At 42.6% G+C, this 15153-nt stretch carries 12 protein-coding genes; 6 read left to right on the top strand and 6 right to left on the bottom strand.

The genetic code is table 11. The features are described from left to right. Positions 1-35: 35 nt before the first annotated feature. Positions 36-617 (top strand): serine protease inhibitor ecotin, encoded by a 582-nt coding sequence (gene eco / locus CXF86_RS13505; protein WP_101092074.1) that lies wholly within the window; start codon positions 36-38, stop codon positions 615-617. Positions 618-718: 101 nt separating this feature from the next. On the opposite strand, the gene CXF86_RS13500 is transcribed toward eco, so the two are convergent. The 4 genes from CXF86_RS13500 to zwf are packed head-to-tail and all read right to left on the bottom strand — an operon-like array spanning position 719 to position 5404. Further along, entirely contained in the window at positions 719-1360 is a 642-nt protein-coding gene (locus CXF86_RS13500) for a bifunctional 4-hydroxy-2-oxoglutarate aldolase/2-dehydro-3-deoxy-phosphogluconate aldolase (protein ID WP_101092073.1), read from the bottom strand. Positions 1361-1381: 21 nt separating this feature from the next. Beyond that, a complete protein-coding gene (gene edd / locus CXF86_RS13495) occupies positions 1382-3208 on the bottom strand; it encodes a phosphogluconate dehydratase (RefSeq protein WP_101092072.1) in 1827 nt (608 codons plus the stop codon). 9 nt (positions 3209-3217) lie between these two features. Further along, the gene (pgl, locus tag CXF86_RS13490; protein ID WP_101092071.1) at positions 3218-3922 is read right to left on the bottom strand and encodes a 6-phosphogluconolactonase; all 705 of its coding nucleotides are present in this window, start codon (positions 3920-3922) and stop codon (positions 3218-3220) included. A 9-nt stretch (positions 3923-3931) separates the two neighbouring features. Then, positions 3932-5404: a glucose-6-phosphate dehydrogenase gene (zwf, locus tag CXF86_RS13485; RefSeq protein WP_101092070.1), complete on the bottom strand. Its 1473-nt coding sequence runs from the start codon at positions 5402-5404 to the stop codon at positions 3932-3934. A gap of 288 nt (positions 5405-5692) precedes the next feature. Here zwf and CXF86_RS13480 point away from each other — a divergent pair, with 288 nt between their 5' ends. Next, on the top strand, positions 5693-6547 hold the full coding sequence (locus CXF86_RS13480; protein ID WP_101092069.1) for a MurR/RpiR family transcriptional regulator: 855 nt from the start codon (positions 5693-5695) through the stop codon (positions 6545-6547). Between the two features lie 184 nt (positions 6548-6731). Further along, positions 6732-8171 (top strand): pyruvate kinase, encoded by a 1440-nt coding sequence (gene pyk, locus CXF86_RS13475; protein ID WP_101092068.1) that lies wholly within the window; start codon positions 6732-6734, stop codon positions 8169-8171. Positions 8172-8736: 565 nt separating this feature from the next. Here pyk and CXF86_RS13470 read toward each other — a convergent pair. Continuing rightward, positions 8737-11013, bottom strand: coding sequence for an acyl-CoA dehydrogenase (locus CXF86_RS13470; RefSeq protein ID WP_102039226.1), 2277 nt, complete (start codon positions 11011-11013; stop codon positions 8737-8739). An 11-nt stretch (positions 11014-11024) separates the two neighbouring features. Continuing rightward, entirely contained in the window at positions 11025-11672 is a 648-nt protein-coding gene (locus CXF86_RS13465; protein WP_101092067.1) for a TetR family transcriptional repressor PsrA, read from the bottom strand. Positions 11673-11858: 186 nt separating this feature from the next. On the opposite strand from CXF86_RS13465, the gene CXF86_RS13460 reads away from it, so the two are divergent. The 3 genes from CXF86_RS13460 to CXF86_RS13450 all read left to right on the top strand — a co-directional run bounded on the left by CXF86_RS13460 (position 11859) and on the right by CXF86_RS13450 (position 15076). Beyond that, positions 11859-13694: a M2 family metallopeptidase gene (locus CXF86_RS13460; protein WP_102039209.1), complete on the top strand. Its 1836-nt coding sequence runs from the start codon at positions 11859-11861 to the stop codon at positions 13692-13694. A gap of 334 nt (positions 13695-14028) precedes the next feature. After that, a complete protein-coding gene (locus CXF86_RS13455; RefSeq protein ID WP_102039208.1) occupies positions 14029-14619 on the top strand; it encodes a YybH family protein in 591 nt (196 codons plus the stop codon). Then, entirely contained in the window at positions 14615-15076 is a 462-nt protein-coding gene (locus tag CXF86_RS13450) for a YchJ family protein (protein WP_374702339.1), read from the top strand. Before CXF86_RS13455 ends, CXF86_RS13450 begins: the two co-directional genes overlap by 5 nt. Positions 15077-15153 lie beyond the last annotated feature (77 nt).

The raw sequence follows: 15153 nt of genomic DNA, 5'->3' as shown, positions 1-15153 counted from the left end.
AACAAGTACACCCTATATTTATTTTTGGAGATATTATGATTTTCAACTTATTGACTAACAAACAAATCCGTTCTTTTACGCTGACATCAGGTCTTCTACTCTCTGTTTGTACTTTTTCAGCTAATGCAACTTCACCTAAGCACCCGAGTGGAGAAAATGAGCAGATGGTTAACGCACAAACTTATTCAGCCTCAAATTACGTGTCACAGGAAAACTCGAAAATGTTTCCTGCGCCTAAAGAGGGTCAAGTCCAGCATATACTGACGCTTAAAACACTAGAGAACGAAGCTGACTACATGCTAGAGATCCAAATCGGGCAAACCAAAATGGTCGATTGCAATAAGCATGGGCTTTCGGGAAAGGTCATTCAAAAATCAGTACAGGGCTGGGGTTTTAGCTATTATGAAGTAGAGAGCATATCTGCAGGTCCGAGCACGATGATGGCTTGTTTTGATCAAGCATTAACAGAGAAGTTCCTCCCTATTACAACGGATTTGAAGATGCGCTATGACAGCAGATTACCTAAAGTGATATACCTGCCTGAAAATAGCCAAGTACGTTATAGAATCTGGAAAGTTGAATCACCTTTTTCTTATTCAGGTGATAAACAAAAATAGTTGTAACAGCAGATAAAGAAAAAGCTACCGTATAGGTAGCTTTTTTACTTTAGGGGTTTAGTTAAAATAGCTCGCCTGAAGCAAGCTAAAACTAATGTAGATTAAAGCGCACTAATGGCTTCTTTACATAAAGCGGTGATTCTGCCCCAATCGCCCTGCTCCATTGCATCAGTCGGCGCTATCCAGCTGCCACCAATACAATCAACATTTTTAAGCGCCAAATAGTCTTTGTAACTACTTGGGGTAATACCGCCCGTTGGGCAAAAACGAATATCCGCTAATGGGCCTGAAAATGCTTTAAGGGCATTAACACCGCCAGACGCTTCTGCAGGAAAAAACTTAAAGTTCTTATATCCAAGCTCCATGCCTGCCATTACTTCAGAGATACTTGCTACACCCGGGATCAACGGTGTAGTACCTGCCATTGCAGCTTTTAGCAGTTCAGTGGTCGCACCAGGCGTGATAACAAATTGAGCGCCAGCTTTTACAGCTTGAGCTAACTGAACTTCATTTAGAATAGTACCTGCGCCGACTAATGCTTCAGGCACTTCTTTAGCAATTTTACTAATCGCTTCTAATGCGCAGTCAGTACGCAAAGTTACTTCTAAAACACTAATACCACCTGCAACAAGTGCTCTTGCTAATGGTACTGCATGTTCAATCTTATTGATCACCATGACAGGAACAATAGGGCTGCGATCAAAAATATCTTGTGGTTGAATTAACCAGTTATTCTCAAGCATTGCGTTACTCTTCCTTAGTCTTTAATAATTTTCATCGATGGCGCTAGTACTACGGGCACCCGTTTCAGGACTACTTAGGCTAGCTCTTAGCGCTCCGAAGAGTTCACGTCCCATGCCATAGCTTGATTTGTGTAGATCAACTTTTTCAGCGGTTCTAGCGAGAAGCTCTGCTTCATCGACTAAAAGACTTAATTCGCCTGTCGTGGCGTTAACACGGACTAAATCACCATTTTGGATTTTGGCAATTAAGCCTCCATCAAGCGCTTCTGGCGTTAAGTGAATAGCGGCAGGAACCTTACCCGATGCACCAGACATGCGGCCATCAGTCAGTAAAGCGACCTTATAACCTCGATCTTGGAGCGTACCCAGTATGGGGGTTAACTTGTGTAGTTCAGGCATACCAATGGCTTTAGGGCCCTGTCCTTTCACTACCACAACACAGTCTTTATCTAAGTCACCGGCATTAAAGATTGCTTCCAGCTTATTCTGATCATCAATCACAATGGCTGGCGCTTCAACAATGCGATGCTGCTCTGCCACGGCTGATACTTTGATAACCGCTCGGCCTAAGTTACCTTTCAATAACTTCAAGCCGCCATTGACTTGGAACGGCGTATTTAAACTGGTTAATACTTCTTCGTCTAAACTGGTACGCTGGCCATCGACCCACGTCAGCTGTCCATCTCTAATCTGCGGCTCTTGCGTATAGCGCTTTAGTCCAAAACCTACAACCGTTTGCACATCTTCATGCAAAAGACCGCCATCGAGCAGTTCCTTAATCAGAAATGCCATGCCACCAGCTGCGTGGAAATGGTTAATATCGGCATGGCCATTAGGATAAACGCGTGCCAGTAATGGCACTGCATCGGAAAGTTCAGAGAAATCATCCCAATTGACAATAACGCCTGCAGCTCTAGCTGCAGCAACGATATGCATCGTCAAGTTAGTTGAACCACCAGTTGCTAGTAATGCGACGATACCGTTAACGACAGATTTTTCAGATACAATATGTCCAATCGGTGTGTACTGCGTGCCCATTTCGGTCAGACGACAAACCTGTTTGGCTGCTGTTTTACTTAAGACTTCACGTAAAGGATCATCAGGATTCACAAAAGAGGAACCGGGTAACTGCAGACCCATAACTTCGAGCATCAACTGGTTACTGTTTGCCGTACCATAGAAGGTACAAGTACCGGCACTATGGTAAGACTTTGACTCAGCATCTAGCAGTGCTTCTCGATCAATTTTACCTTGAGCATACTGCTGGCGAATACGGGCTTTCTCTTTATTAGGAATGCCTGACTTCATCGGTCCTGCGGGTACAAACAGCATTGGAAGGTGACCAAAACTGAGTGCGCCAATAAGCAGCCCAGGTACGATTTTATCGCAAATACCAAGCAACAATGCGCCGTCGAACATATTATGTGATAGACCAACAGCCGTGCCCATTGCGATAACTTCACGGCTTAATAAGCTCAGCTCCATTCCGGGCTGACCTTGCGTTACACCATCGCACATTGCAGGTACACCGCCGGCGACTTGCGCTACACTGCCGATTTCATTACAAGCCTGCTTTAACAGATCTGGATACTCGCCATAGGGCTGATGCGCAGATAACATGTCGTTAAATGAGGTGATAATGCCGATATTAGCTTTTGTGAGCTGTTTAATCGCTGATTTATCCGCGGGATTACACGCCGCAAAACCATGAGCCAAATTACCGCAACTCAATGCACTACGATGAACGCCTCTATTTTTTGCATCATCTAAAGCCGCAAGGTACTTTGCGCGGGAATCTTTGCTTCGTTCAATAATTCTGTCTGTAACAGACTGTACAACGGTGTGCATAATCACTCCTTAGGCGCTCCAGTAAACATCGACAGGTGTTTTATGTTGATCGAGAACCGCTCTGATCGGCATTTCACTGCTGTCGTCGTTTGCTAACGCGAGTCGATAAACATCAAGTTTCTGTTCACCAACAATATGTAAATAGATTTGACGGCTAGCCAAGATGGCTGCCTTTGAAAGCGATATACGTGCATGTGGAGCACTACCTGGGGTTACTGCTACACATAAGTCATTTGTTGTGAGTGCATTTTCAAGCTCTTGTGCTTCTGCGCAAGGAAACCAAGAACAAGTATGTCCGTCATTTCCCATACCGAGTATTACAACATCAAACGGTTTTGGAAAATGTGCCAACTGCTCCATGGTCATTACTCGACCCTCTTCTGGAGTAGAGTACATATTCTTCAAACCACAGAACTTGGCGCTAGCGGCACGGTTTTTAAGTAAGTTATTTCTAACCAGTCTCTCATTAGAGTCGCTATGGTCGTTGTCGACCCAGCGTTCATCCGCTAACGTGATATAAACGTCATTCCAATCGATAGACTTCTTACTTAATAACTCAAAAAGCTTTAAAGGTGTCGAACCGCCAGAAACAACTAAACTCGCTTTGCCCTTGGCATCAACAGCTTCTTGTAACTGGTTGGCGATTCGGTCTGCAAGTTGCGCTTCAAGCGCATCTTTGCTGTCGAATGATTTGAACACAGTTTCTTTAATCATCTTTATCCCTTACTCATCCCAAGAACGGCCGTCTTTAGTAATCAGGGCGATTGAAGCAACAGGTCCCCAGGTGCCCGCAGGATATGGCTTAGGTTTTTCGTCTGTTTCTTCCCAAGCTTGGATGATGCCATCAACCCAGCTCCACGCTTGTTCTACTTCATCACGACGAACAAACAGTGCCTGATTACCCAACATCGCTTCTAATAACAAACGCTCATATGCATCGGCAATGCGCTCATTTTTAAAGGTGTCAGAAAAACTCAAATCTAGCTTGGTCGTCTGAAGACGCTGCTTTTCACCAAGGCCAGGGACCTTATTTAGCATTTGGATCTCAACCCCTTCATGAGGCTGTAATCGGATAGTAAGCTTGTTTGGCGGCAAATTACGGTAGTTTGAGCGGTATAAGTTATGCGGTGGATTTTTGAAATAAACCACAATTTCAGAGCTCTTAAACGGCATACGTTTGCCACTTCTTAAATAGAACGGCACGCCAGCCCAACGCCAGTTATCAATATCAACTCGAAGCGCAACGAAGGTTTCAGCATTAGAATGAACATTTGCGCCTTCTTCTTCTAAATAGCCAGGAACAGGAGCCCCTTTTAAGAAACCACTAGAATACTGCCCACGCACGGTATTTTCGTGAATATTGTCTGAATTTATCGGCCGTAGTGATTTAAGCACTTTTACTTTTTCATCACGAATATTATCAGCATCTAGGTTGACTGGCGGGTCCATAGCAACCAGCGTCAATACCTGCAGTAGATGATTCTGGATCATATCGCGCATCTGACCCGCTTTATCAAAGTAGCCCCAACGCCCTTCAATACCCACTTCTTCAGCAACGGTTAATTGCACATGGTCAATCGTACGATTATCCCATTTTGAAGCGAACAAAGAATTGGCAAAGCGCAGTGCAAGCAGGTTTTGAACCGTTTCTTTACCTAAGTAGTGATCAATTCGATAAACTTGATCTTCATTGAAGTGGGCTGAAACTTGGTCATTTATAATTTTAGAGGTGGCGAGATCTGAACCAATAGGTTTTTCTAATACAACGCGAGAATCAGGGAAGATAAGATTTTGTTCATTTAAGCAACGGCATATATCACCAAAAATAGAAGGAGGCGTAGCAAAATAGCTCACCATCACTCTTTTTTCAGGCTCTAAAACATCATGGAATGCTTTATACCCTTCAGAATCCGTAAAGTTTGTTCCTATATAATGACAGCGGTCTAAAAAACGGTTTACGGTTTCTTCACATAACTCGTCTTTTACAAATGTCTTCAATGCCGTTGTAACTAATTCACGATACTCTTCCTGAGTAAAGTCATCTTTTGCAACGCCTAGTACTTTGGTCTCTACATTTAATAAGTTTGCTTTGTCTAGCTGATATAGAGATGGCAGCAACTTCCGCTTAGCGAGGTCGCCCTTGGTACCAAATAGAACAAAATCACAAGCTTTGGCTTCTGGTGTTGGTATGCCCATAGCGTCAAAATCTCCTTTTGATCCTGTGTCTCACCATTTTTGATGAGTATTCACATATTTGTTGTAATATAACAACAGAAATTAGTAATTGCATCTAAATTCTATAATAAACTTCAACTCAGTCTATTAGGCATGTTGACTCAATCTCTGATATGCTTTCGTGATAAAATTACTAAATTTTATCATCTTTGTACCTGTTATCATTATAATTTAATGTCAGCTCCGGTGCTTAGCCACCAACGGGACTATAACGATATAATAAAACTACTATTGAGTGGACGTACGTATATGAATACCCTAGAAAAGGTCCAAAAAAGTCTTACCCATTTTAGTAAATCTGAACGTAAAGTAGCGGAAGTTATTCTTTCTTCACCGCAAACCGCAATTCATTCTAGTATAGCTACACTGGCCAAAATGGCAGATGTCAGTGAACCAACGGTAAACCGTTTTTGCCGCCGGCTTGATACTAAAGGCTTTCCAGACTTTAAGCTGCACCTTGCCCAAAGCCTTGCCAATGGTACGCCCTACGTAAGTCGTCACGTCGAAGAAGATGATACCCCTGACTCATATACCACAAAAATATTTGAATCATCTATGGCATCGCTTGATACCGCGAGACAAAGCATAGATACCACCGCGATTAATAAAGCCGTTGATGTGCTTACCCAAGCAAAAAAAATCTCCTTCTTTGGTCTTGGTGCATCGGCATCTGTAGCTCATGACGCTCAAAACAAATTTTTCCGCTTTAATGTTCCTGTCATATGCTTCGACGATGTTCTTATGCAACGCATGAGTTGCATCAACAGTAATGAAGGCGATGTAGTGGTACTTATTTCACATACTGGTAGAACTAAGTCACTAATAGATGTAGCAAAGTTGGCTAGAGAGAATGGCGCAGCAGTGATTGGTATTACCGCCCGTAACTCACCACTTTCAACCGTTTGTACACTGCCTGTCACAATGGAAGTCCCTGAAGACACCGATATGTACCTTCCTATGGCTTCACGTTTAGCACAGTTGGTTATAATTGATGTACTAGCAACAGGATTTACATTGAGACGAGGTCCTCGTTTCCGTGAGAACTTGAAGCGAGTTAAAGAAGTATTGAAAGAATCTAGAATAGACAAAGATCCCATTCTGTAAGTGGCTTTCGGCATACTTTAGGACAGTTTAGCCAATGCTTGACTGTCCTTTTTAGTCCATAATGTTGCAATAGGTCACAAAATTTAAAACTTGAGATAGATCATTATGTTCGTAACTTTACTACATTTATGGGTATTGTCTGTTAATATAGTGTCAGAATTTTTAAAACTTAACGGAGTATGTCATGTTCCGCAGAACCAAGATTGTAACAACATTGGGCCCAGCCACTGATCGTGATGACAACCTACGCCGCATTATTATTGCCGGTGCTAACGTTGTTCGCCTAAACTTTTCTCACGGTGCACCTGAAGATCACAAAAAACGCGCAGCAGATACGCGAGCTATTGCAAAAGAGCTTGGCGTACATGTTGCCGTACTCGGTGATCTACAAGGTCCTAAAATTCGCATTTCAACTTTTAAAGACAACAAAAAGGTACAGGTAACCCTAGGGCAAACTTATACTTTAGATGCTGATCTTGAAAAAGGTGAAGGCGACGAGAACCAAGTGGGTATCGATTATAAAGAGCTACCAAATGATGTCAGCTTAGGCGACATTCTAATGCTAGATGATGGTCGTGTTCAGCTGCGAGTTGAAAAAGTAGACGGTAATAAAGTTCACACTACTGTTACTGTTGCTGGCCCTTTATCTAATAATAAAGGCATCAACAAGCAAGGTGGTGGTTTATCCGCTGCTGCATTAACTGAAAAAGATAAACGCGATATCATTACAGCTGCAGAGATTAAAGTTGATTTTCTAGCAGTGTCTTTTCCACGTAGTGGCGCTGACCTTGATTATGCTCGTGCTTTAGCATTAGAAGCCGGTAGTAACGCGCTGATAGTGTCTAAAGTTGAGCGTGCTGAAGCCGTTGTTTCTGATGAAGCCATGGATGATGTTATCCTTGCCTCAGATGTCGTGATGGTTGCACGTGGTGATTTGGGTGTTGAGATTGGTGATCCAGCACTTGTTGCGGTTCAAAAGAAACTGATTAGCCGCTCTCGCCAACTTAATAAGCCTGTTATTACTGCGACTCAAATGATGGAGTCAATGATAACAAGTCCAATGCCTACTCGTGCAGAAGTCATGGACGTTGCAAACGCAGTACTTGATGGTACGGACGCTGTAATGCTTTCTGCTGAAACCGCTGCTGGTGACTTCCCTGAAGAAACCGTAAAAGCAATGGCTGAGGTTTGTTTAGGTGCTGAGTTACACCCAAGTGTACAGGTATCAAAGCATAGACTTGATCAACAGTTCACTACGATTGAAGAGACGATTGCTCTTTCAACAATGTACGCTGCAAACCATCTAGGTGGAATTAAAGCCATTGTTGCATTGACTGAGTCTGGTGCTACACCGCAAATGATGTCTCGTATCAGTTCGGGGCTGCCTATTTTCGCGCTGTCACGTCACGAAGTCACTCTTGCTACAATGGCGCTTTACCGTGGTGTTCAACCTGTTTATTTCGACTCTACGGCTTACGCTCCTGAGTTTGTTGCTCAAAAAGCACTAGAAACGTTAGCAGCTGCCGGTTACCTAAAAAGTGGTGACATGGCGATGATGACTAAAGGCGATGCAATGGAAACCGTTGGTGGCACTAACACCAGCAAGGTTGTCATTGTCGCTTAGTTTATTGCTCGTTTGAGCCATACTAAAGCGTCTTAAATAAAATGCATGTCAGCTAATTACTGATGTGCATTTTTTGTATCTACACTTAATATTCTCATTCCGTTTTAATTCCAGCATCTTAGCCTAAATGTGTGGTCCCTTAACGCATCAGTCTATAGCCAATTTAGTTTAGTCCTACTTCCCTCTTCTTCATTGGCATTACTTGTCATGGATAATTAGTCATCGACAAGTTAATTTTGAATTCATACCAATTGCATTAAAAGTTTGATCATTCAGCGGGAATTCAAAGCCCTGTAGGCAAGATGGAGGATTGAAGCTAATCGTTATTCTATATCCAAAGCCCACAACAAAGCTTAAAGGGCTTTGCCATTTGCTTTAAACGTCGGCCCACTAGGTGAGTAGCTCTGAATTGGTCAAATACTTAATGCAATTGGTATCAGTACTGTGTGGTTGGCATAAAAAAATCCGTTGAACTTAATTCAACGGATTTTCATTTTAAAGCGTATACATATTTACCAACGAAATATTAATTCATTATCAAGTGATTTATAGCCTAGCGTCACTTTTACAATGCATCAAAGTCATCAACATTTATCGCCGCTAACCGTAATTGATTAGCCTCACTAAGCTGTAGGTGCTCATCTTGATTAATGAGGTCAAGCTCAAGGGCTGAATCAAACAACGCTTGCGGCGCAAGTTTACGCGGTAAACCTCCCTCTCTTTGAGCCTGTTTTAATCGACTAAAGAGCACTTTGCACTCATGCTTTGCAATAAAAGCATTCTCAACATCAGCAATGCCACTATTGTCATCTTTAATGTTAGGACACAAAAATGTCAATCTATCGCGAGCTGGACCTGGGGTACTCATCGATTTAACCACTTCAATTGATAATTTATCATCAGGTTGATTAAAGTGATTTCCCAGAGGGAAGATCATGACACGTAATAGTGCTGCGACAATACGGTTAGGGAAATTACGGATAGCTTCATCGAGTGCTTTCGCAGCCAAATGTAGTCTTGTCGCCATCACATGCTTAACCGTGGGTAAATCATCAAACTGACGACCATTATCTTCAAACAACTTTAACGTTGCAGATGCCAAATACAACTGGCTGAGTACATCCCCCATTCTCGCACTCAACATCTCTTTACGCTTCAGTTCGCCGCCGAGCATCAACATAGACATATCGGTCATGATTGCTAATGCAGAAGATATCCGCGTCATGCTCTTATAGTACTTCTTCGTTTCGCCACTGACTGGAGATGCTGCAAATATGCTTCCCGACAGTGCGTGGCTAAAAGCACTGAAAGCATTGCGGGCAGCGTAACCAATATGACCCGTTAATAGATCATCGAATCGTTCAAGCCCTGCACTTTTATCTTCCATACCAGCAGCTTCCATTTCAGCCAGTACATAAGGATGGCAACGTGTCGCTCCCTGACCAAAAATCATTAAACTACGCGTAAGAATATTGGCACCTTCTACAGTAATAGAGATAGGAAGTGCGATATAGGCATTCCCTAGATAGTTTTTAGGTCCTAATTGGATGCCTTTACCCGATTGAATATCCATCGCATCATCAATAACCTGACGACCCAATTCAGTCATATGATATTTCGCAATTGCAGTCACAATTGAGGGCTTAACGTTAAGGTCGATACCCGTAGTCGTTAAGCGTCTGGCCGCTTCGAGCTGGTAAGTGTTACTAATGATCCGCGCCAAGGCTTCTTGTACACCTTCAAACTGACCGATTGGCATACCAAATTGTTGCCTTACTGCGCTGTATGCAGTGGTCGTTTTAGTGGCCATATGCCCTAAAGCCGTTGACAGTGCAGGCAGTGAAATTCCGCGCCCAGCAGATAAACACTCAACCAGCATCCGCCAGCCGCGACCGGCGTATTGCGGTCCACCAATGATCCAGTCAAGTGGAATAAAGACCTCTTTTCCTTGCGTAGTACCATTCATAAAGGCTAAATGTAATGGGTTGTGACGACGGCCAATCTCGACACCGGGATGATCTGTTGGGATCAATGCACAAGTAATGCCTATATGCTTTTGCTCTCCAAGCAGTCCGTCTGGATCATGCATTTGAAACGCTAGCCCTAACACATCAGCGACGGGAGCAAGCGTTATATAGCGTTTATTCCAATTGAGCTTTAAGCCTAAGGTTTCTTCACCATTAAATTCTTGACGACAAACAATGCCAGTATCAGGAATTGCGCCAGCATCACTGCCAGCTTCAGGTCCTGTTAATGCAAAACAAGGGATCGCTTGTCCATCTGCAAGTTTAGGTAACCAAAAATCCTTTTGTTCGGTTGTACCGTAATGGGTTAATAGCTCTCCAGGACCTAATGAGTTGGGCACCATGACAGTGACAGCGGCACTCACACTTCTGCTGGCAATTTTACTCACAATCGTTGAGTTTGCATAAGCAGAAAAGGCGCGACCACCGTATTTTTTCGGAATGATCAGGGCAAAGAAACCCTCTTTTTTAAAGTATTCCCACAGTTCTGGCGGGAGATCTTTTCTATTGGTAACGATGTCATAATCGTCAATCATAGATAACGCTGTTTCAACTTGATTATTTATAAAATCGTGTTCTTCAGACGTTAGCGTAGGTTTGCCGTAACTGTGTAAAGTTTGCCAGTTAGGTTTACCTTTAAAAAGCTCCCCCTCCCACCAAACATCGCCCGCTTCCATTGCTTCTTTTTCGGTGTCAGATAAAGGAGGCAGTACTTTCTTAAAGAAACTAAAAACAGGCCGCGTAACCAGTTGCATTCTAATGTTCTTCACACTAAAAATGACCACTACGCCGATAATAAAGAGTATTAATAACGTCATAAACATAATTTCTACATTGCATCCTTGTTCACAGGAACCGATACCCCCGCCGATAGATAAGGGATAACTTTTCGAATAACCGCTTCTATATCATTGTGTTCGCCAAAATCTGCTGCTGCAATCTCGGTTAATGCGTCAGCTGACGCCATAGTGAACACGACTGTACCTAAGGTGAAGTGTAAGCGCCAAAACATCTCAGCGGGAGGAATATGTGGGGTACTCTCGCCAACAGCTTTGACAAATAGGCTCAAATACTTGCCATAATGGGTCGTAATAAACCAGCGCAAATGGCCTTGGCTTTCTATATAGCCACGCCCTAATAGTTGCAAAAAGGTCGTCGTGCCTTCAGATCTTAATTTGTTTAGCTCTAGTAATGGGTTAACCAAGCTTGAAAAGATATCATCTAGCGATGCATTCGCATCTGCAGAGCGCACTGCCACAATAGCATCTGCCGCCGCCGGCATAAAGACATCGAGATAACGTGCTAAAACCGCTCTTATCAACTCTTTTTTTGAGCCAAAATGGTAGTTTACCGATGCTAGGTTTACTTCAGCTTTACTGGTTATTAATCTAAGAGACGTTTCTGAAAACCCTCTCTCAGCAAATAGCTTTTCTGCTGCATCCAGTATTCTTGTTTTTGTATCGGAGCGATTTGCCATTCCGTTGCCTTTAGTCATTCAATTTAAAACACTCGTTTAAATTAAACACTCGCTTGCTTTTTGTCAAACAAAAACCCCGTTTACCTTACATATGTACACTATTTTATCCATCTAAGTCTCATCACTATCAATCAGCAACAAAATAAGTAAAATAAGCAACACAAAAATAACAAAGGATTTTGACAGATGAACATGACCTTTACTAAGGTTTCTAAGTTATCCGCTTTGATTGCCATTTCACTCGGCGCAACGGCATGTAATGAAACAGCAGCCGTCAGCACTCAAACGGTTGATAAAACGATTGAAGCGCAAAAGTTCATTGCAGATGCTGAAGCTCAAATGGCTGACTTATCGATAGAGATCAATCGTTCAGAGTGGATTTACAGTAACTTCATCACCGAAGACACAGCAGCCCTATCAGCGAGTATCTCAGAAAAGTACACAGGTACATCTGTTAAGCTTGCGACTCAATCCGCTCAATACGCTGACCTACCACTAAACAATGCCGATAAAAGAAAGTTAAATATTTTACGTAGTTCTATCGTCCTCCCTGCACCTTTAGATCCCGCAAAGAATACTGAGCTGGCTAACATCAGTGCCGAATTGAACGGTCTATACGGTAAGGGGAAATATTGCTTTGAAGATGGACGCTGTTTAACCCAGCCGGAGCTATCGGCGATTATGGCTGAGTCAAAAGACCCTGCTGAGTTACTTGAAGTTTGGCAAGGCTGGCGTGAAATAGCAAAACCAATGCGTCCTCTGTTTGAAAGAGAAGTGGAACTTGCAAACGAAGGTGCACAAGATCTTGGTTATGCAAATCTTTCTGAATTATGGCGCAGCCAATATGATATGAAGCCTGACGCGTTTTCAAATGAGTTAGACCGACTTTGGGGGCAAGTTAAGCCACTTTATGACTCTTTGCATTGTTATGTCCGTGGTGAGTTAAACGAACAGTATGGGGAATCTGTAGCGCCAGCATCTGGCCCAATACCCGCTCACCTTTTAGGTAACATGTGGGCACAAAGTTGGGGCAATGTTTATGATCAAGTTGCACCACAAGATGCAGATCCTGGCTACAACGTCACAGAGCTACTCGCAAAACATAATTACGATGAAGTAAAGATGGTAAAACAAGCCGAAAGCTTTTTTACCTCGTTAGGCTTTGATGCGTTACCCGATACCTTTTGGGAACGTTCTCTCTTTGTTCAACCTGAAGATCGTGACGTTGTTTGCCATGCCTCAGCCTGGGATCTGGATAACCTCGACGATTTACGCATAAAAATGTGTATTCAAAAAACAGCCGAAGACTTTACGGTCATTCACCATGAGCTGGGACACAATTTCTATCAGCGCGCTTACAAAGAACAGCCATTTATCTTTAAAAATAGCGCAAACGATGGCTTCCATGAAGCAATCGGTGACACGATAGCGCTGTCGATCACACCAAATTATTTAAAACAAATTGGTCTGCTCGACGAAGTCCCTGATGCATCAAAGGATATCGGTTTACTCCTAAAGCAAGCGTTAGATAAAGTTGCTTTTCTGCCATTCGGATTAATGATCGATCAATGGCGTTGGAAAGTATTTAGTGGTGAGATCACACCTGAGCAATATAACCAAGCGTGGTGGGATTTACGCGAAAAATATCAAGGTGTAAAAGCGCCTATCGCGCGCACTGAAAACGACTTTGACCCCGGCGCTAAATACCACGTGCCAGGAAATGTGCCTTACACACGCTATTTCTTAGCCCATATACTTCAATTCCAGTTCCATAAATCACTCTGTGAAATTGCAGGCGATACCGGACCAGTTCACCGTTGCAGTATATATGGTAATAAAGAAGCCGGCGCTAAGCTTAATACCATGCTCGAGATGGGACAAAGCAAACCTTGGCCAGAAGCGTTGGAGGCGGTGACAGGCACTAAAGAGATGGATGCCAAAGCCGTACTTGATTATTTTGCTCCACTGCAAACATGGTTAGACCAACAAAACAAAACGGCTAATCGTCAATGCGGTTGGTAAAACTGAAGTCACGTTAACATACTCGTCTTAACCGAGTATCTAAAAGCCATTTTTCTCTAGGGGAAGAATGGCTTTTTTATATCTTACTCATTTCCAAAACTCCTCGAAATGCAGCATTTAGCATGTTGATAAGTGACAAAGTTCAAACTCGTCAATTGCGCCAGCATGTTGAAGTAATCTGGGTATCGCCTTTAAAAATATGCCAAAGAGTCGACTTGGCGGCTTAAATAATGAACAAACCGCTATTTTTACACATCTTGTAAAGATCTAATTCTTTAGTTCAATTAAGGTGTCTATTATAGTGATACTAGGAATTATTTTTTTGAAGTAATACATGTTTAAAAAAGCAGCAAATCGTTTGGCGTTAACAGTATGTCTGTACCTCGCCGCTATGCATTTAGCTTTCGCTAATGATAACGAAGCGTTAAACGAACTTTATACTCATTTTAACGAAGCATTTGACGAATTGGATATCAGTAGGATCCAATCAATTTATTCGGAAGATGCCTGCTATATCCCTGAAAGCCAAGGCGAAGAAATTACCCTTGGGCGAGACAATATTGTTGCGCTTTATAAAACATTTTTTGGCAAAATCAAACATAAAAATGCCAAAATTGAAGTGGACTTCAGAGTGATCGAAAGAAACCTTGAAGGCACGAGTGCAACGGATATCGGCTACTACCTTATTCGTTTTCACCCTTCAATCGATGCCGGTGAGCCTGTTAGCGAATTTGCGGGGAAATTTGTTACCGTGTCTCAAAAGAAAGAGAACGGCAAATGGTACTTAACGGTAGACACTAATAATCGTGCTGAAGCCTCGTTTTATTTTAATGCTAAACCCACTTCAAACCTTTATTATGGACGTCAATTTTCAGCGTTAAACAGCAATATAAAACCCAAAACTCATGATGAACCAGAACATTGATCCCGAGAGTCCCTGCCCTTGCTGCTCAAGTAAGACCTATAGTCACTGTTGCCAACCACTGCATTTAGGTGTCAAAGCAGCACTAAGCCCTGAACAGCTTATGCGTTCACGTTTTTGTGCTTTTTATTTGGGGCACTTTCCTTACCTCATCGACACTCACCATAAAAACTACCTATCGGGCTTAACACAGCAAGCATTAAGTGATGGCCCGCAACCTAATTGGTTAACGTTAGATATTATTTCGTTTTCAGAACTGGGTCACCAAGGTAAAGTTAGCTTCCAAGCTTGGTTTCTTGACGACAACAAGCTGGATGCAATACATGAATGTTCAGATTTTATAAAAGAAGACGGTCGCTGGTATTACACTGAGGGCCTACAACAAGATCCTGTGTATCCCAAACGAAATGCGTTGTGTGTCTGCGGTAGCGGTAAGAAGTTTAAGCAGTGCTGCTTATAACCTCCTCAAAATTGGGATATTAATAATGGGGACATTTAGAATGAAATATTGTCACACAGCGTGGAAATATGGAGTAC

Origin of the sequence: Shewanella sp. GutCb (assembly GCF_002836135.1) — a bacterium.
In the GTDB taxonomy this organism is placed as follows: domain Bacteria; phylum Pseudomonadota; class Gammaproteobacteria; order Enterobacterales; family Shewanellaceae; genus Shewanella.
The sequence above is the reverse complement of the archived record's forward strand: the minus strand, read 5'-3'. Positions and strand labels throughout refer to the sequence as shown.